Genomic DNA, 18,220 nt, shown 5'->3' with positions numbered 1-18,220 from the left:
ATCTTTGCTGCTGCTATGGATCAATCTACTTCGAAAATACAGATGTTTGAGAACCGGCTTGCCAAGGTATTCAAACACCTCAGGAAGACGGCACGGCGGCAGGAGATCACCTGTTACCGGGTATATGACGATGATATTCCGGAGTTTCCTTTCAGTATTGAATTTTACGAAGATTACATTTATGTAGCGGAGTATCATCGTAAGCACGGTATGGAGGAGGAGGCGCATGAGGCCTGGTTGGACCAATGTATTGAAACGATCAGCCGGGTGTTGGAAGTGCCGGCAGAAAATATTTATATTAAACAACGGCAACGGCAGCAGCACCGGCAGGGAGGACAACAATATGAGAAGTTGTCTTTTGAGAGTAAGGAATTTACTGTGAAGGAAGGCGGGTTGAGGTTTAAGGTGAACCTATCAGATTATTTGGATACGGGTTTATTCCTGGATCATCGTATTACGCGGGGTATGGTGCGGGAGGAGGCTGCCGGCAAAAAGATACTGAACCTGTTCTGTTATACCGGTTCGTTTTCGGTATATGCTGCTGCGGGGGGTGCTACGGAGGTGACTTCTGTGGATCTTTCGAAGACTTATCTTGGCTGGGCGGAGGAGAATATGCGGTTGAATGGTTTTGATGCGGAGCGGCATCATTTTGTACATGCGGATGTGTTACAATACCTGGATACACTTAAGATCAACACGTACGACCTGGTGATACTGGACCCTCCTACATTTTCCAATAGTAAGCGGATGAAGGATATCCTGGATATACAAAGGGATCATGTAGATATTGTGAATCGTGTATTGATGGCAACGAGGAAGGGAGGGGTTGTATATTTCAGCAATAATTACCGGCGTTTTGTATTAGATGCCGATAACATATCAGCCAGCTCTATTAAGGACATCACGGCACAGACGCTGCCTTTTGATTTCCAGCAGAAGATGATCCGCAAATGTTACCGTCTTGTAAAATGATCGCGATTTCTTTATTATCCGAGCAAGCTATATTGCCCTTATTTATATTGGTCTATCTGGTTGTTACGATTTTGATCGGGCAGTGGGCAGCCCGGCGGGTACATAGTACCAGTGATTTTGTGGTCGCCGGCAGGAATTTGCCTTTGGGGATGAGTGCCTGTGTGATTTTTGCGACCTGGTTTGGATCGGAGACGATGCTGGGATCTACCAGTGAGTTTGCGCAGCATGGTTTTCTGGGTATTATGGAAGATCCCTTCGGTGCATCGCTTTGTTTGTTGCTGGTGGGCTTATTTTTTGCCCGGCCCTTGTATCGATTTAATATCCTGACTTTCTGTGATTTTTTCCGTATACGATATGGCCGTAAGGCGGAGGTGATCTCTGCGTTGCTGATGATCCCTTCTTACTTTGGGTGGATCGCTGCGCAGATTGTGGCTATGGGTATTGTGATCAATACGGTGATGGGCGTACCGCAGGAGATTGCGATGATCATCAGTGCTTTGATCGTGATGGCCTATACTTATTCGGGGGGGATGTGGTCGGTATCTGTTACTGATTTTGTGCAGACGATCATGATCATTGGCGGGTTGATCATCCTGGCCTGGACGTTTGTGAGCCAGGCGGGCGGTTTGGGGCGTGTGTTACAGGAGACGCCGGCGCATCATTACCGTTTCTTACCTGATCATAACTGGCATGACTGGTTGAAGTACCTGGCGGCGTGGATGACGATAGGGTTGGGTTCGATCCCTCAGCAGGATGTGTTCCAGCGATTGATGTCTGCCAAGAGTGAGCGAGTGGCGGTGTATTCATCTTTTATGGGAGCCGGAATGTACCTGGTGATCGGGTTATTGCCGGTGCTGATCGTTATGTGTGCGCGAGTATTATATCCTTCATTACTGGCTGGCGAGACGGAAAAGATATTACCTAATATGGTATTACAGCACGGTTCGTTATTCATCCAGGTGATGTTTTTCGGGGCTTTGCTATCGGCTATTATGAGTACTACAAGTGGTGCGATATTGGCGCCGGCTACGGTGTTGGGAGAGAACCTGATCCGTCCGTTCTATAAAAATATCAATGATAAGCAGTTGTTGTTGGTGATCCGGCTATCGGTGATCGGGGTGGCGCTGATATCGTTGGTGATGGCCTTGATCAGCCGGAATATTTATGAGTTGGTGGCGGATTCTTCCATACTCAGTCTGGTTTCATTATTTGTACCATTGACAGCCGGTATTTATTGGAAGGCGGCGAACAATGCCGGTGCTATTCTTTCTATTCTTCTTGGTACGGCTGTTTATCTCATTACGGAGTATATAGCCTCTCCGATCCCTTCGCTGATGACCGGTTTGGGAGCCAGTATTGCCGGTATGTTGCTGGGGGTGCTTATATGGGGACGAGATGCGGCGGTGGTAGCGCCGGAGCAGTGATCATTTGATCTGTCCTTGTTTTTTCAATTCTTTTACCAGTTTGACGAATTCCTGCCGGTATCCGCCGGGATCTTTTCCTTTGGCATCTTTGGCGATATCTATTATCAAGGTGCATTCTCCTTTTCCTTTATAGGCAGACCGGCGTAACAGCAGGCCGAGCAGCGCTACTGCACTGGCGAAGCGGAAGTCATTGCCGGCAGCTTCGAATGTGGTACTGCTGGCAGGTACCTCTTTCTGCAAGGTATAGGTGGCGGTATCCCTGGGGTCGTGGTACTGTAGTTTCACTTTTGCCAGGAGGCTATCCTGTTGCCAGGCAGACGAGCCGGGGATGATCTCATACATGGCTACGGCGCAATGTCCTGCGCCTACTATTCCACCGATTATTTTTTCATTGGAGTCTTCTGTACGGAGCACTTTGTTTTCGTATCCTATCAGGCGGTATTCCTTTACTAGGTTGGGGTTAAAAGTTAATTCGGCTCTGACATCTTTTGCGATGGTGAAGAGGGTGCTACCGAATTCCCTGGCGAACACTTTATTTGCTTCTTCGAGGTTGTCTATATAGGCAAAGTTCCCATTTCCTTTGCTGGAGAGGGTTTCCAGTTTTGAATCTTTATAATCTTTCATGCCGACGCCGAGGCAGGTGAGTAATACGCCGGTTTCTTTCTTTTGGAGGATCAGTGTTTCCATATCGGCATCGCTGGATTGGCCGACGTTGAAGTCGCCATCGGTGGCCATTACGACGCGGTTATTGCCGGAGGGGATGAAGTTTTCTTCCGCGATCTGGTAGGCCATTTTGATGGCGGCTTCGCCGCCGGTGGCACCGCCGGCGCTCAGGTAGTCGATGGCATTGAGTATTTTCTCTTTTTGGTTGCCGGGGGTGCAGGGGAGGATGATACCCGGTGAGCCGGCATAGGCGATGATGGCTACTCTGTCTTTAGCGCGGAGGTTATTGACCAGTACGCGGAAGGCGGCTTGCAGCAACGGTAATTTATTGGGTGTGCCCATGGAGCCGGATACATCGATGAGAAACACGAGGTTGCTGGGGGGTAGGCTATCGATGTTGACTGTTTTAGCGCGGATGGCTACCTGGAGTAGCTGGTGCCCTGGTTGCCATGGGCAGTCGGCTACCTGGCTGTGGATGGCCATGAGTTGTTGTCCGGCGGGCAAGGGGTAATCGTAGTGGAAGTAGTTCATCATTTCTTCGATGCGGACGGCATCTACGGGTACCCGTTCTTTGAGTCTCATGAAACGGCGGATGTTGCTATAGGCGGCTCTGTCTACATCTACGGCGAAGGAGGAGACGGGGATGCGATCTGTTGCGGCGAATTTGTTTTCGTAGATGGCGCCATATGTTTCGTCGAAGAAGTTGCTGACGCCCATTCCCATGGCGGTATTACCGTAGTTGGGGTTGGTGCTGTGAGAGAACCGGGCTTTAGCTTTGGCTTTGGCGATGGCGATCTCATCTACCTGCTTGTCAAGCGGGCTTAGTGCAACCAGCATTCTGTCGTAGTGCTTCAGTGCGATCTTTTGTGGCCGGTATGCCTGGTGGGTGAACAGCAGGTGGGTGCTGCCAGCCGGAACGACGATACGAAAAAGGCCATAACGGTTAGTGGTGGTTTTGGTGGTATCTTCTGCTACGTGGATCTCCACACCTGGGAGTGGCTGGTGTGAGATACTGTCTTCTACTGCCCCTGTTACCCATACCGTTTGCGCATGTGCCCCTACCGATGCCCATAAGAGAACGAATAGTATAAGGAGGTGTTGCATCTGTTTTACCCCGGGGTTGAGGTGCTCAAGTTACAGAATAATACGGAGTCGGGAAAGCAGGGATATGGGGGTGGTGATAAAAAGGCGGGGGGCGGCCTATGCTATGGTGCCGCCCCTGCTTTATACTGATGTTATTTTTATTCGTTTTCCACCAATTGGTAGATAGCGGGCAGGTTACGGCCCAGGCCATCGTAATCGAGGCCATACCCCAGCAGGAATTTGTTGGGTACGGAGAAGCCGAGGTAGTCGATATCGATCTTGTGGGTCATTGCTTCGGGTTTGGTGAGCAGTGAGGCTACGAGCAGTTTTTTAGGCTGCTGGTGTTCGAGCTGGGGCAGGAACTGGCTGAGTGTTTTGCCGGTATCTACGATGTCTTCCAGGACTACTACGGTACGTCCGAAGAGGTCTTCATCGAGGCCGATGGCAGTTACGACATTGCCGGTAGATTTGGTGCCTTTGTACGAAGCTAGTTTAATGAAGGATATTTCCGCATCGATGGTGAGGTATTTGAACAGATCGGCGGCAAACATGAATGAGCCATTCAAAATAGCGATGAACAATGGTTTTTCGCCTTGCAGGTCTTTGTTGATCTGATCGGCCATCTCCTTAATACGCAGCTGCAGCTCTTCCGGCCCGATATAGGGTTGAAAGTGCTTGTCATGACATTTGATTACTGACATTCTCTTCAAATTGTAGATTACAGATTTTGTGTGCTCTTTATATACGATTATTTAAGCGTCCTGGTTATTTACCTACCAATAGTCGTTGTCCTATTTTGATATCGTATCCTTGCAGGTTGTTCCATTCCTGGAGGAGTGATATGCTGACATTGTAACGTTTGGCGATGGCGAACAGCGTTTCTTTGGGCTGTACGTCGTGGTATTGCATTGCGCCTGCGCGGGAGGGCTCTGAGGGGGCCGGTGCGCTGGCCGGGTATGCGGGGGGTAGAGCGGGGCCGGAAGGCTTTACGGTTCCCATTTTCTTCAGGTCTTCGACCATACCGGGGGGTAGGTTATTGGAGGCCTGGGGATTGGGTTGAGCTTCGGCGATCTGGCCGTTGTTATTTGACTTGGCGATTTCTTCTTTGATGCCTTTTACGAATTGGCGAGGGGAGAAATCTTCGTGTTGTTCGTCGAGCGGGCGTAATACGGCTTCGGAGCGAAGGCGGGGGGTACGGGAGGCGTATCCATCGAGGGCGAGTTTTTCGCCTGCGGCGGGTTCTTGTCCGTATTCCATTTTATTTCTACGCTGGAGCCAGCGAAGCTGTATGCCTTCGGCCTGGGCGATATCGTGCATATTTTCTCCCGGTTGTACGATGTGGTAGTCGTCTTTGCCTTTTTTGCTTTTTTTCTGTAAGAATACGAACATGCCTTTAGACAAGGGGGAATCGTCGAGCAGGTCATTGTATTTTACGAGGTTGCGGAGGCGGATATCGCGTTGATCGGCGAGCTGGATAAGGGAGGTACCTGCGGGCAGGTATAGTACTTTACGGCCATTGATTTCGAATACACCTTTAGGGTATTCTTTGGGAGGCTGCGGGTTGGTAAGGAAGTTAGCGCGATCGTTCTTAGGTGATGCCGGAGCGGGTGCGGCAGCGTATACCGGGTCGTTCTGTTGGGTATCGGTGCTGCTGCTTTTTTTGCCCATGGCAATCAGCGTGTAGTCCTGTAAGTTATTATCTTCTATGATCTTAATGAGCTGTTGCGGATAGGTGCGGCTGGTAGCGTATCCTGCCTGTTTGAGGCCGTATGCCCAGGAGCGATAGTCTTCTGGTCCGAACTGGAAGAGGAAGGCATAGCGCGGGTTATTGCGGAGGAAGTTAGAATGGTCGCGATAGGAGGCGCTTGCGTTATCGTATTTGCGGAAGCATTCCTGGCGGGCGTCGTCGTCATAGTTGACGGAGGGACCTATCCAGTTGTTTTTACATTTGATGCCGAAGTGGTTGTTGGAATTGTTTACCAGCCAACCGTTGCCTGACTGTGTTTCCAGGATGCCCTGTGCCAGTTTGATGGCGGCTGGTACGCCGGAACGGTTCATTTCCTCTATGGCAATATTTTTATACGTGGCGATATACTGCGCCGTCGTCATGTTCTGCGCCTTCAAACAGGGCATGCAGCCAATAAGAAAACAGACCACTGACAAGAATTTTCTTACTTGCATGTATGGTTGAATTTAATGGGTTTCTGAGCGATTCACGGTTTTCTCTTCACGTGATCATTTATTATTTTTTCCGGATGATGAGTACACCATCGCGGATAGTAAGTAGCAATTTTTCGGCACGGCCATCGGCCAATACTTTTTCACAGAACCGCACCATTGCTTTGGCGTTGGCGCTTTGTTCGGCGGCGGGTAGTAGTACTTCGCCGTGATAGATGACGTTATCGGCCAGGATGAATCCACCGGTCCGGAGTTTGTCCCATACGAGGTCGTAATAGTCATCGTAGCCAGCTTTGTCGGCATCGATGAAAACGAGGTCGAATGTTTCGTTCATCTGCGGGATGATGTCCACGGCTTTTCCGATGTGCATCTTTATTTTATCTGCCAAACCTGCTTCTTTAAAATAGCGCAGGCAACGGTCTTCCATTTCTTCGTTGATATCGATCGTATATAGTAATCCATCGTTTGTGAGGCCCTGGGCGAGGCAGATAGCGGAATAACCGGTATATGTGCCAATTTCCAGGATGCGGCGAGGACGGATCATATGGCTGATCAGCTGAAAGAATTGCCCTTGCAGGTGTCCGCTTAACATGTGCGGGCGTTCTACTTCCAGATGAGTTTCCCTGTTCAGGCGGCGTAATACCTCTGTCTCAGGGCTGGTATATTTCTCTGCAAACGCTTCTACGGCAGCTGGAATTACATCCATATATAAATTTTCTGCAAACCTAAGATTTTTATATGTGAGAGTTTGCTGATTTTAGGATTTTCTGGCATATTGAAGGATGGCTGCAGCCCTCCGCACCTGGGGGTGTGGAATACGGCAGACAGCAGGTAGAACACGTATAAAAGCTCTTACCAGGCGCTGCGCGGGTTGACTTACTCCAGCTTAACTATTTAGCTTTCAGCTACTTAATATTTCATTTTTTATATCGGCAGGTAGTTGTCGCCCAAGGTATTAACGATTCTACAAGGATTTTTATGATATACGGGGTAAGTGGGGGGCCGATGAGTGTGTAGAGCACACTATCTTTTCCGGAAGACCTTTTTGTACTTCCACGGTAACATTTCAGGTGTAAAGTTGTGTTGTGCTGTCATGCAAATGGATCGTCTGTTCAAAGACATTTTTATGAATTTCAAAGGAGCGGTGTTTTTGAAAAATATAAAAGGCCACCTTTCGGTAGCCTTTTAAGGAAGTGATTTTTCAGCGTTGCGTTCTTTTTTTAGAAGTTAGGCCGCAATTTGTTGGTCGTGTAGAATACGCGGAAGTATTCTACTACTTCGTCTGCTGTATCGAATAGTTTGAGAAGTCCGAGGTCTTCGGGGGAGATGTTGCTTTCTTTTTCCATCATGGTGGTCCGGATCCAGTCGAGCAGGCCGCCCCAGTATTCGCTACCGACGAGTACGAGTGGTGTATCCGTCATTTTTTTGGTTTGGATGAGGGTTGCTACTTCGAAAAATTCGTCCATGGTACCGAATCCGCCCGGCATCATAACGAAGCCCTGGGAGTATTTGGTGAACATGACTTTACGGACGAAGAAGTAGTCGAAGTGTAGATTTTTGTCGTGGTCGACATATGGATTAGGATATTGTTCGTGTGGGAGGGTGATGTTCACGCCTACGGATTTGCCTTTGGCTTGTTGGGCGCCTCTGTTGGCGGCTTCCATAACGCCGGGGCCTCCGCCGGAGATGATACCGAATCCTTCTTCTGCCAGTCTGCGAGCTACTTCTTGTGAGAGTTCATAATATTTGTTGCCTTCTTTTGTGCGGGCGGAGCCAAAGATGGAGATGCAGGGGCCTATTTTAGCGAGGGCTTCGAAGCCTTCGACGAATTCGGCCATGATCTTAAATATCTGCCAGCTGGAATGTGCTTTGGTTTCTGTCCAGTCTCTTTCTTTGAGATTTTTGAAGCTGTCGTTCATCTGCAATTACATTTAGTGAAAACCATCAGGTTGTTTGTACCGCTTGTGGTTTACGGGAAAACAATAATAAGCCACAGTAGGTGAACAGCCCGTTTACAATCAATAATTCGTTACCGAATTTATAACCATTTAGCCATTGTGCCGAATATTTGCTCAGAATAAAGCAAAGTGCCGGTGCGATAAGGCATACGATGATGGAGGCGCCATCGAGTGTGGGGCGTTTGTTGAGGATGCCGAATGCGAACAGGCCTAGCATGGGTCCGTATGTGATGGTAGCGAGGAACAGGACGGAGTCGATGATGGCCTGTTGGTTATAGGCGCGGAACAGGAGGATGGTGAGCAGTAGAAGTGCTGCGAAGCCTATGTGTACTGCATTTTTGATATTGCGGTTGCGGCGGGTCACTGTTTCCGGGTCGAGGTTGAGTATATCGATATAGAACGAGGTGGTGAGGGTGGTCAGTACGCTGTCTGCGCTGCTGAAGGTGGCGGCGGTGAGGCCTACGATGAATACGATACTGGCGAATGTGCCCAGGTAGTTGAGGGCCAGCATGGGGAACAGGTTATCTGTCAGCAATCTGCCGGTTACTGCGTCTTTAGGGATGGCGATGCCTTTGGAGGTCACGTATTGATAGAGGAGGATACCGAGGGAGAGGAAGAAGACATTTACGATCAGTTGCATGATGCTGAAGGAGTATATGTTCTTTTGTGCTTCGCCCAGTGTGCGGCAGCTCAGGTTTTTCTGCATCATATTCTGATCGAGGCCGGTCATGGTGACGGCGATCATCATTCCGCCGAAGAAGTCTTTGGGGAAAAAGTTGGCTGCTTTCCAGTCCCAGAAGAAGGTACGGGAGTATTCGCTGTTGACGACGTTGCTGACCAGGTCGGCGGGGCCCCAGTGAAGTTCCCGGCAGATCACGACGATGGTGAGAACGACGCCACCGAGGAGGAAGATGGACTGGAGTGCATCTGTCCATACCAGGGTTTTGATACCACCGCGATAGGTATATAGCAGCATGAGTATGATCATGACGGATACGGATACGCGGAAGTCGATGCCATAGTAATCGAAAACGAATATTTGCAATACGCCGGCGACGAGGTAGAGGCGAGCGGCGGCGCCTACCAAGCGGGAGAGTATAAAAAATACGGCACCTGTTTTTTGTGTGACGGGGCCGAATCGTTCCTGCAGGTAGGTATATATAGAGGTAAGGTTACGCCGGTAGTATAAGGGCAGGAGTACATTTGCGATGATCAGGTAGCCGAGTACATAGCCCAGGATGACCTGGAGATATGAGAATTGTGCTACGCTTACTTTGCCGGGTACGGATATGAAGGTGACACCGGACAGGGAATCGCTGATCATGCCGATGGCTACGAGGTACCATACGGAGTTGCGGTTGCCGGTGAAATAAGACTGGGCGTCGGCATTACGGGTGGTGATATAGGATATCAATAGCAAGACGAAGAAATAGCAAGCTATGAATAATACGAACACGGCTGGAGCCATAATCTACTTTTGGTTTAGTGAATAAAAATAGGGATTTCGGGTTAGTAATGCACAGAATTGTGTGGGCGGTGGTATTGGAGGGCGGTGGGTGGATAAAAAAGAAAAGCAGGTAACTTAAAAGAAACCTGCTATTACATTTAACACGTTATGAACGTGCAGTGACTTACCGAGTAAGTACTGCAAACGAGTTTTATATAGTTTGCCTATTTATTTTCATGATTTATAATGGTGACAAGTATCGCATATTTTCCGTTTATCATAGCATAGGTGACGGGGGTACTTGCGTATCGTTCCTGGTTGCCATTGCCGGCGTGATGGTTGATAGTGTTATACCTGCCGGGGCAATGAAGGGGGATACTCAGCTACCTGTATGCATGATAACGTGGTTATATTACATCATTTGCCCGGATTACAGGTAATGATTACGCGTAATTTTACAAAAATATAGCAATAAAGTTCATCATATCCTAATTATTTACATAAAAAAAGCAAGCGATTGGAGAATCGCCTGCTTTTTATTTGGTGAAACACAATATGGGATCTATGTCTTTGCTACCAGTTCTTCGGCCAGGCCGAATGACAAGGTCATCCCTGCGCCGCCGAGGCCATTTACGATAGTGACGTTTGGTTCGGGGGAGAGGACGATATCGGTTTGTCCATTGGTGAGTTTGGGATAGATGCCATGCCAGCGTTCTTGTATGGTGAAGTCTGGTGCTACCAAGAAGGTGTGGAGGTAGTCCAGGATGAGTTGATTGATATTTTCTTTGTCGAAAGGTTCGAAGTCGGGACCATATTCGTGTGAGTCGCCGATGGTCAGTTCGCCGGCACCGTTCTGGGATACCAGGAGGTGGATGCCATATTGTTGGTATGCTGGCATTTCGGCGTTGATACGATCTTTCAAGGCGGCGAGGCTATTGCAATGGGCGAATGCGCTGTAGTGCAGGAGGGTAAGTCCGGCACAGAGGGCGGGACCTAGTTGCCAGTTGTTTGGCTGGGCGACGGTCCGCATCATTTGCAGTTTGCATTTGGTGAGGGATGCGTTGGCGTATTCGGCCGGATATAGTGTTTCGAAGTCGGCGCCGCTGCAGACGTATACCTGTTCGACCTGCCATTTTTCGGCAGGCGTTTGGAGGAACGGCATGGTGATGTTGTTGATGGCGGTGCCGAAGCGAAAGGTCACTCCTTGTTCCTGGAGGTAGTCGGCGATAGCGGCGCTAGCTTGTCGTGGGTTGACGGTCATTTCTGTGGGGCTCCACATTCCGCCCAGCAGGCCGGTTGTTTTTACAGCGTTGCTGTGGTTGGCGATCTGTTGTGGGGTGAGGAGTTGACAGTCGTATCCGGCAGCCGGTGCATTTTGTATGAATTCTTCGAGTACTGCCAGTTCGTCTTGGTTGTATACGAGGTGGAGGGAGCCGGTTTCCTGGCATTGGAGGCCGGTTTTGGCGGCCAGTTCCTGCCAGGTACGTCTGCTGTTCATGGCGCGTTGGTACATTTTCCCGGCGGTCTGACCGATGGGCCATACGAGGCCGAAGTTGCGTATGGAGGCGCTAATGGCTTTGCTATTGCGTTCGAATACGACTACTTTTTTACCCTGGCGGGAGAGGTGGTATGCTATGGCGAGGCCTACGATGCCAGCGCCGATCACTGCTATATTGGCCTGTTGTTGTTGCATGGGACTGCTTGCTTGTTTAGCTAATATATACTACTATTCTAAAAAAAGGGGAAAGATCAGAAAAGTGTCAGGACTTCATTGAGATGGGCCACGAGGTGGGTATGAGGGCCTTTTTCGAGTTCCGGGCGGCTATAGGCGCCGGTTGTTACGCCGATCACGTATTTGCAGCCTGCGTTGGTACCTTCTTCGAGGTCGGAGATGGTATCGCCTATTTTCATGACATCCTGTATGCTGCGGATACCCAGTTGTTCCATAGCGCGATAGATCATGTATGGGTATGGTCTGCCATGGGGTACTTCGTCGCTGGTTACGACGATATCTACCAGGCCTTGTTCTGTCCAGCCGACGCGTTGGAGGATCACTTCGGTGATGGCGCGATCGAAGCCGGTATCGAGGGCTATTTTGATTCCTTTTTGTTTAAGTGCGCGGAATACGTCGGAGGTACCTGATTTTTCCCTTACGTTTTCGTTGGTTTTGTAGTGTGTGATCATGTCCTGGACGAACCGGGTATGGAGGGTATCGATGCTGGCAGGCTCTTCGGCTCTAGGGTCCTTTTTTATTGACAGTAAATGTGTGATAGCAAATGGTTTAGCATAACCCATTACTTCATTGACTTCTTCGAGGGATACCTCGACACCGGCGTCAACGAGTGTTTTACGGAGTACTAGTCCGACATTGGATTCATCATGCAGGGTGGTGCCGGCGATATCAAAGACGGCTAATTGTGGAAGCATATTCATTGGCTTTCATTGTTTTGTTCTGAAAGCCGCAAAGATAACAGCCCCGCTGTAATAAAGTTTAGCCTTTATAAACAATTAACATGGATTTAAAGTACTTTCTTGGGGCATACTGGTATTTAGTATGCCCGAGGGGGAGGCGGTTATTATTTGAGAGAAAGATTCCCAGGCCATAAATGGCCAGAATGGTTTCATTCGTGTGTGTGTGTGTAAACCCTTAGAGTAGTATTATTACCCCATTAATTACTTCCGGTATAGGGATAAAACAATAAAGACCTTTAAGGATCCCTCTATATGCACAGTATCCTGAAATAAGTTAGCTGGCATAGGTTATGCGAATAATTTCTCTATAATTGGCATGTACAAAGCTAGGGTACGGCAAGTGGGAGGCCCAATATTATACACGGATGGGTAGAATTTAAGGACGGATTTAAGAAAAGGCGGTTAAAGTGGTATTCTGCGGGAGTTTTACTGCAAAATGGGAGCAATAAGGTATTGATCATTACAGGTATTGCATTGGTCTATGCAATCGGCGGATCGGTACTAAATTTATCCTGACCGTTGTATTTCGGGATATCTTTGTTAGTATTGCCTGGACTAACCCATTGTTTTGTTCACAAACTAAACAATTTGATTGACCATGAAAACCAAACAAGTTAAGTCCAGTGGCAACCCAGCACTCAAACTCAACCGAATCAAGATCGCGAAATTAAGTTTCTGGCATGGGCCGCACGTGCTCACACCTACTACGGTTAACACCGGTATTGCGTCATGGACCTGTTCGGAGACCACCAGTGTAGTGGGTACGAACGAGGGAACCGGCGGAGGAAGTGCGGGCCTGCCTAAATAGAGTAAGCCGGCGCTAAAAGCATTCTTATGAGATTAGCCAACGGCCGACCTCGAAAATCGGGCAGGAGATGGTATATCCATAACCGAGACAAAACTGCCAACAATGAATAAGTCCGCGTTTTTAGTTTTACTGTTCTTTTTCGTTCCTTTTATCACTTATTCACAAGACTGTCACTGCCTTAATAATTTTGAGTATTTAGTACGAAAGATCACGGAGAATTATCCGGGTTTCGAGGATAAGGTCAATAGCCGGACCGTTGTGCAATATCAATATTACACGGATAGTTTGCGTAGGCTGGCGGCCTATGCTACGGCGGAGCGATGCCCATCGGTATTGCGGAGCTGGCTGGGCTTTTTCAAGGACAAACACCTGATTCTGCGTTTGTCGGGAGGAGTTGGGGAGCAGGCGTACGTACGTTCGGTATTTGCGGCGGCTCCTGCTATGGCTATAGATATCGGGGCGGTACGCCGGCGTTTTGCCGGTGTTGGGAAGGGAGGTATTGGATTGGAAGGGATCTGGCTTTCTGCTGACAGTGCTTTTGAGGTAGCGTTGCTGCGGAATGCTGAGCGGCGGTACCAGGCGGTGGTGTTGAAGGCGGACAGTGTATTCTGGATGCCGGGGCAGATCAAGTTTGAGATGCTATCGACGGGTCATAATAGTTATCAGGTAATGTACCGGAACCGGGATCATGAGGAGGAGATGTCGGGTGTGGTGGCAGAGGAGGAAAGTGCGGTACTTCGTTTTGCTGGTACGGAATGGAGGAAGTTGTTGGCGGGGGGAAATAACCGGCGTGCAGCAGATCCGGCTGATGATGCGGTGATTGCTTTTAAGATATTAAATCCGCTGACTACCTATCTGCGGTTGAATAGTTTCAGTATTGTGTATAAGTCGGTAATAGACAGCCTGATCAGGCAGCATTTACCGGATATTACGAGCCGGCCTAACCTGATCGTGGACCTTCGTAATAATCGTGGGGGGTATAGTATTGCTTTTGAGAGTTTGTTGCCTATTATTTATACTGGGGAGATCCGGGCTCCGCGGGCGAAGGTGTTGGCTACGCGTGACAATACGGCTTTGTTTGAAGAGTTGGTGGCAGACCCTCGTATCCCTGCTAAGAATAAGGAGGTGCTGGGGCCTTTGCTGGTGAGTATGAAAGCACATCCGGATACTTATGTGATCACGGAGGAGGAGATATTTCAGTCGGATACGGTGTATTCGTATCCTGCCAGGGTAGCGTTGTTGATCAACGAGCGCAGTGTAAGTGCTGCGGAGGATCTGATCATGCGAGCGCGGCAGAGTAAAAAGGTAAAGGTATTTGGCAGGAACTCTGCCGGTAGCTTTGACTATTTTAATCTTGTGGGTCCTCGAACTATGCCATGTAAACACTATATTTACTACTGTCCCACCTCCAAAGGGATGTGGGTGCCTGAGCATCCCATTGACAATATAGGATTGCCCCCGGATATCCCTATCAGTGAGGTTACTGATTGGGTATCATACATTAACACCTATTTCCAACACCAGAAAAGCTGGCGGAATTAACACCAAAATTGCCCCCTATGAGCAAACAGCCATCTGTGACCCTTAAAGAGATCATTATCCATACGGTGGTATGGATACTATATATCTCCTTTGCTATCAGTGTGCAGCTACATTTGTCAAAGAAAGTATTTCCTTTCGTTTATGAGAGTGTTGGTTATTACCTCATTAACGTAGGTGTTTTTTATTTGCATTCTCTTGTGATACTTCCCAGGTTATTGGGTCAGCAAAAGTATGTGTTGTATGGTCTTGCGGCGATCGGGATGTTGTCGGTGGTAGTGTTGTTCCGCTATGTGATATCCAGCCAGTTGCTTCCTCACCTGTTGCCGTCGCGTCCGCCGCAGCAGCCTTTTATCCCTATGTTCCTGAAAGCCTTATGGGGTTGGTTCCAGTTCATGTTGTATTCGATGGGATATTGGTTATTAAACACGCTGATCCAACGGGAGAAGGAGTTGCATAATACGCAGATGGACCTGGCGAGGCAGGAAACGGAGAACCTGATATTAAAGCAGCAACAGTTACTGGTGCAGAATGAGATATTAAAGGCGCAGGTGAATCCTCATTTTCTGTTCAATACGTTGGGTTATTTCTATAATAAGTTGTGCAAGCCCTATCCTGGGATCGCGCAAGGTATTATTGCGTTGACCAACATTATGCGGTCTTCGTTGCAGTACCAGCAGGAGCAGGAGGATATTTCCATAGAGGAAGAAGCGGAGAATATCGCGCACCTTATTTATATTTACCAGTTGTGTTATGCTGGGGCGGTGCGGATATCGCTGGATACGTCGCTGGAGAGCGGGCATCATCCTGTAACGCCTAATATACTGGTAACCATTATTGACAGTGTGATCAGCAATATCAACTTTGATGCGGCGCATGATGAGGTGAATATCTCGCTGCAGGAGAGCAATCATCAGCTGACATTGAGTATTGCTGCCAGCAGGACGTTGATTCAGCAGAACATCCTGTTGGAAAGTAAGATGAACCAATTGAAAGACTACCTGGTGACTTTGTATGGTGAGCATTGTTTTTTTATTTATGAAGAGCATAACCGGCGTTACCGTATTTGCCTGAACATTCAGACGAGCCCCTCCCCTACCAGTTTATCCACTGCACATTCGTTAAGTTATGCCAGCTATCAATAAGAAACATTTCCGGACGGTATTGATCCATTTGCTTATCTGGATATTGTATGCCACGTTTGCTACGGCGATCTATGCCAATATGAAAAATAAGTTTGCGGTGGTGGTATATGAGGCGATCGCTTCTTATGCGATCTGTGCCAGTATATTTTATTTCAATGCTGATTTTCTGTTGCCCAAATATTTTGCGAATAAGCGGTATGGTTATTTCATTGCCGGGTTGGTGCTGACGTTGTTGTACAATTGGTTTATCCGGTGGTGGATGGCATTTTACGGTATGCCTTTTCTGACGAACCGTCCTCCATCCATTGCGAACATAGACCCTATGGACCTGTTCCTGATCAATGCCTGGTGGTGGTTTCAATACATCGTATATTCATCCGGGTATGGTTTCGGAAAGATGTTGATACAGAAGGGCAGAACACGCAGGCTTGCTGCGGCAGCGATCATAGAGCGGGAGAAGGACCAGTTATTATTACAGCAACAGAAGCTGACGCTAGATAACTTTCTGTTAAGGACGCGTATTAATCCAAGTTTTCTGATCAAAACGATCAGCAGCTTTCATGATAAGATTGCTACTACTCATGGTGAGGTAGGTCAGGGAATGCTGGCCTTGAGCAGTATTATACGGTCGTCGACGCAATTGCCAGACGATGATGATAAGATCTCTCTGACGGAGGAGGTGAAGAATATCCGCCATCTTATTTCTATTTATGAGATGCGGTATAATAATGATGTACATATACATTTTGTGCAGCGTGGTCATACGGACCGGCATCGTATACTACCTCATCTGCTAATCACGTTTGTAGAAAATGCTTTTAAACACGGGGATCTGCATGATATTAAATATCCGTTGGTGATCACTTTAGACATCAGGGAAAATGAGATCTATTTCAGTACCCGAAATAAAAAAAGGACGGGTCCGAAGGAAATATCTACAGGATTTGGCTTAACTTATATCCGGACACAATTGGAAAACTTTTACGAAGACAGTCATCAGTTCAATACGGAAGAAGATGATGATGTGTACAGTGTGTATTTAACCATTTATGCCAAATCAGCGAATAAAATACCATTCCCGTTAATTCTGACAACATGATCTCTTGTTATATCATAGACGATGAGCAGCACTTTGTAGATATCTTAAAGGAGTATATACAGCAGACGCCTTATCTACAGTTGGCGGGTAGTTCGACCAAACCTTTTGACGGGATTGCGGAGATCACATCCAGTGGTGTACAGCTGGTATTTCTGGATATTCATATGCCGGAGGTATCGGGTATCAGTTTATTAAAGATCTTAAACCTGAATAACAACAAGGTGATCTTAACGACGGCGTACAGTAAATATGCCATTGAAGGATTTGAGAATGATGTGATCGACTATTTATTAAAGCCTATTACCTACCAAAGATTTCTGAAGGCCAGTCATAAGGCATTGAAGCTTTTTCAGATGGAGTCGAACCCGGCGCCTGCGAAGGCGCTTCCGGAGGTCAGTGTATCGCCGGAGAGTGATTATATTTTTGTGAAGGGGGAGTTTAAGGGCAAACATATCAAGATCAACTATGCTGACGTGGATTACATAGAGGGGTTAAAAAACTATGTTGCTTTTCATTGCGGGCGGGAGAAGATCGTAGCATTGATGAATATGAAAACGTTGGAGACGAAGTTGCCTTCCCGGTTATTTTACCGGATACACAACTCTTATATAGTAGCACTTGATAAGATCGTTGCGATAGAGGGCAACCAGGTGGTGTTGCGTAGTAAGGAGGCGACGTCTATTTCATTGCCTATTGGGGTTACGTATAAATCAGAGTTCCTGGAATATCTGAAAGTGACCTGATAAAAAAAGGCCGTGATAATTATATCTACCACGGGCCTGTTGACGATTATCTTTTATTGATCAGAAACCGAAGTTCACTCCGCCTCTGTATATAAGTCCATTTTGATAAGGGGAATTTCTATCCTGCACGACATCATACAGTAACATAAAGCTGATGGCAGCGCGTTCGCCTACGGGTTGGGAGTAGCCACCGCCGAGGAGCAGGCTGGGTACGCCATCATTGCCGGACAGGGTACGCTTAGGATCCTGGTAGTAGGTGCTTTGGATCTTTACGAAGTTGTATTCGGGTTGTACGTGAATGAAAAGTTGGTCGAAGGGGTATATGCGACCCCAGAGGCCGCCACCGAAAACGGTGTATTTATCGCGTTGTATGGTATTGTCATAGATATCTCTCCAGCGTTGGGAGCCGTATTGGCCGTTAAGATTTATTCCGGCGGCAATCACATGGGAGAAGCGATATCCGATAGCCGGGGAGAGATTGATATTGGTATAGTTGCCGAAGATGGCGCCTACTGATCCGCCGATGATGAGGCGGGATCTGTCAAACCCTTTTCGTTCGCTGGTATCTGTCTTATAATACTGTGCCTGTGTCAGTTGAGTGCTGATCAGTAACAGCAGGATGATCCATAAACGTTTCATAGTAATACATTTATTCGGTTGTTATAGTTAACGTTTCTTTAGCATGCTAC

At 47.9% G+C, this 18,220-nt stretch carries 16 protein-coding genes; 7 read left to right on the top strand and 9 right to left on the bottom strand.

All coding sequences use genetic code 11. The annotated features are described in order from the left end of the window. Nucleotides 1-15: 15 nt before the first annotated feature. Entirely contained in the window at nt 16-972 is a 957-nt protein-coding gene (locus KTO58_RS00575) for a class I SAM-dependent methyltransferase (protein WP_225859992.1), read from the top strand. Next, on the top strand, nt 969-2,396 hold the full coding sequence (locus tag KTO58_RS00570; RefSeq protein ID WP_198315066.1) for a high affinity choline transporter 1: 1,428 nt from the start codon (nt 969-971) through the stop codon (nt 2,394-2,396). Before KTO58_RS00575 ends, KTO58_RS00570 begins: the two co-directional genes overlap by 4 nt. On the opposite strand, the gene KTO58_RS00565 is transcribed toward KTO58_RS00570, so the two are convergent. The 8 genes from KTO58_RS00565 to KTO58_RS00530 form a co-directional block, all read right to left on the bottom strand. Further along, nucleotides 2,397-4,163: a YfbK domain-containing protein gene (locus KTO58_RS00565; RefSeq protein ID WP_095841257.1), complete on the bottom strand. Its 1,767-nt coding sequence runs from the start codon at nt 4,161-4,163 to the stop codon at nt 2,397-2,399. Nucleotides 4,164-4,300: 137 nt separating this feature from the next. Beyond that, a complete protein-coding gene (gene hpt, locus KTO58_RS00560; protein ID WP_095841258.1) occupies nt 4,301-4,843 on the bottom strand; it encodes a hypoxanthine phosphoribosyltransferase in 543 nt (180 codons plus the stop codon). A gap of 64 nt (nt 4,844-4,907) precedes the next feature. Further along, nucleotides 4,908-6,323 carry a glucosaminidase domain-containing protein gene (locus KTO58_RS00555; RefSeq protein WP_095841259.1) on the bottom strand — a complete coding sequence of 472 codons (1,416 nt, stop codon included), beginning with the start codon at nt 6,321-6,323 and terminating at the stop codon, nt 4,908-4,910. 61 nt (nt 6,324-6,384) lie between these two features. Next, nucleotides 6,385-7,026, bottom strand: a complete 642-nt coding sequence (locus tag KTO58_RS00550; protein WP_095841260.1) for an O-methyltransferase — start codon at nt 7,024-7,026, stop codon at nt 6,385-6,387. A 514-nt stretch (nt 7,027-7,540) separates the two neighbouring features. After that, nucleotides 7,541-8,239 carry an LOG family protein gene (locus KTO58_RS00545; protein WP_095841261.1) on the bottom strand — a complete coding sequence of 233 codons (699 nt, stop codon included), beginning with the start codon at nt 8,237-8,239 and terminating at the stop codon, nt 7,541-7,543. Nucleotides 8,240-8,264: 25 nt separating this feature from the next. Continuing rightward, nucleotides 8,265-9,746: a sodium:solute symporter gene (locus KTO58_RS00540; protein WP_225859991.1), complete on the bottom strand. Its 1,482-nt coding sequence runs from the start codon at nt 9,744-9,746 to the stop codon at nt 8,265-8,267. A gap of 541 nt (nt 9,747-10,287) precedes the next feature. Then, entirely contained in the window at nt 10,288-11,418 is a 1,131-nt protein-coding gene (locus KTO58_RS00535) for a TIGR03364 family FAD-dependent oxidoreductase (RefSeq protein ID WP_095841264.1), read from the bottom strand. Between the two features lie 56 nt (nt 11,419-11,474). Beyond that, the gene (locus KTO58_RS00530) at nt 11,475-12,152 is read right to left on the bottom strand and encodes an HAD hydrolase-like protein (RefSeq protein WP_157753307.1); all 678 of its coding nucleotides are present in this window, start codon (nt 12,150-12,152) and stop codon (nt 11,475-11,477) included. A 643-nt stretch (nt 12,153-12,795) separates the two neighbouring features. Between KTO58_RS00530 and KTO58_RS00525 the strand changes: the two genes are divergently transcribed. The 5 genes from KTO58_RS00525 (at nt 12,796) to KTO58_RS00505 (ending at nt 17,531) form a co-directional block, all read left to right on the top strand. Next, entirely contained in the window at nt 12,796-13,005 is a 210-nt protein-coding gene (locus KTO58_RS00525) for a hypothetical protein (RefSeq protein ID WP_095841266.1), read from the top strand. A 102-nt stretch (nt 13,006-13,107) separates the two neighbouring features. After that, entirely contained in the window at nt 13,108-14,547 is a 1,440-nt protein-coding gene (locus KTO58_RS00520) for a S41 family peptidase (protein WP_095841267.1), read from the top strand. Between the two features lie 17 nt (nt 14,548-14,564). Continuing rightward, nucleotides 14,565-15,689, top strand: a complete 1,125-nt coding sequence (locus KTO58_RS00515) for a histidine kinase (RefSeq protein ID WP_095841268.1) — start codon at nt 14,565-14,567, stop codon at nt 15,687-15,689. Then, complete coding sequence (locus KTO58_RS00510; RefSeq protein ID WP_095841269.1) at nt 15,673-16,788, top strand: histidine kinase; 1,116 nt, start codon at nt 15,673-15,675, stop codon at nt 16,786-16,788. The genes KTO58_RS00515 and KTO58_RS00510 overlap by 17 nt, the downstream gene beginning before the upstream one ends. Further along, nucleotides 16,785-17,531: a LytR/AlgR family response regulator transcription factor gene (locus KTO58_RS00505; protein WP_095841270.1), complete on the top strand. Its 747-nt coding sequence runs from the start codon at nt 16,785-16,787 to the stop codon at nt 17,529-17,531. The genes KTO58_RS00510 and KTO58_RS00505 overlap by 4 nt, the downstream gene beginning before the upstream one ends. Before the next feature lie 60 nt (nt 17,532-17,591). Here the strand turns inward: KTO58_RS00505 and KTO58_RS00500 are convergent, their stop codons facing one another. Continuing rightward, nucleotides 17,592-18,170: a hypothetical protein gene (locus KTO58_RS00500; RefSeq protein ID WP_095841271.1), complete on the bottom strand. Its 579-nt coding sequence runs from the start codon at nt 18,168-18,170 to the stop codon at nt 17,592-17,594. Between the last annotated feature and the right edge of the window lie 50 nt (nt 18,171-18,220).

Origin of the sequence: Chitinophaga pendula, from assembly GCF_020386615.1 — a bacterium.
Classification (GTDB): domain Bacteria; phylum Bacteroidota; class Bacteroidia; order Chitinophagales; family Chitinophagaceae; genus Chitinophaga; species Chitinophaga pendula.
Note: the sequence above shows the minus strand (reverse complement) of the source record. Positions and strands in the feature narration are given on the sequence as shown.

Bases quoted from the DNA above. Each gene is read 5' to 3' on its own strand.
- KTO58_RS00575 (WP_225859992.1), top strand. From the start codon at position 16: ATGGATCAATCTACTTCGAAAATACAGATGTTTGAGAACCGGCTTGCC.
- KTO58_RS00570 (WP_198315066.1), top strand. From the start codon at position 969: ATGATCGCGATTTCTTTATTATCCGAGCAAGCTATATTGCCCTTATTT.
- KTO58_RS00565 (WP_095841257.1), bottom strand. From the start codon at position 4,163: ATGCAACACCTCCTTATACTATTCGTTCTCTTATGGGCATCGGTAGGG.
- hpt (WP_095841258.1), bottom strand. From the start codon at position 4,843: ATGTCAGTAATCAAATGTCATGACAAGCACTTTCAACCCTATATCGGG.
- KTO58_RS00555 (WP_095841259.1), bottom strand. From the start codon at position 6,323: ATGCAAGTAAGAAAATTCTTGTCAGTGGTCTGTTTTCTTATTGGCTGC.
- KTO58_RS00550 (WP_095841260.1), bottom strand. From the start codon at position 7,026: ATGGATGTAATTCCAGCTGCCGTAGAAGCGTTTGCAGAGAAATATACC.
- KTO58_RS00545 (WP_095841261.1), bottom strand. From the start codon at position 8,239: ATGAACGACAGCTTCAAAAATCTCAAAGAAAGAGACTGGACAGAAACC.
- KTO58_RS00540 (WP_225859991.1), bottom strand. From the start codon at position 9,746: ATGGCTCCAGCCGTGTTCGTATTATTCATAGCTTGCTATTTCTTCGTC.
- KTO58_RS00535 (WP_095841264.1), bottom strand. From the start codon at position 11,418: ATGCAACAACAACAGGCCAATATAGCAGTGATCGGCGCTGGCATCGTA.
- KTO58_RS00530 (WP_157753307.1), bottom strand. From the start codon at position 12,152: ATGCTTCCACAATTAGCCGTCTTTGATATCGCCGGCACCACCCTGCAT.
- KTO58_RS00525 (WP_095841266.1), top strand. From the start codon at position 12,796: ATGAAAACCAAACAAGTTAAGTCCAGTGGCAACCCAGCACTCAAACTC.
- KTO58_RS00520 (WP_095841267.1), top strand. From the start codon at position 13,108: ATGAATAAGTCCGCGTTTTTAGTTTTACTGTTCTTTTTCGTTCCTTTT.
- KTO58_RS00515 (WP_095841268.1), top strand. From the start codon at position 14,565: ATGAGCAAACAGCCATCTGTGACCCTTAAAGAGATCATTATCCATACG.
- KTO58_RS00510 (WP_095841269.1), top strand. From the start codon at position 15,673: ATGCCAGCTATCAATAAGAAACATTTCCGGACGGTATTGATCCATTTG.
- KTO58_RS00505 (WP_095841270.1), top strand. From the start codon at position 16,785: ATGATCTCTTGTTATATCATAGACGATGAGCAGCACTTTGTAGATATC.
- KTO58_RS00500 (WP_095841271.1), bottom strand. From the start codon at position 18,170: ATGAAACGTTTATGGATCATCCTGCTGTTACTGATCAGCACTCAACTG.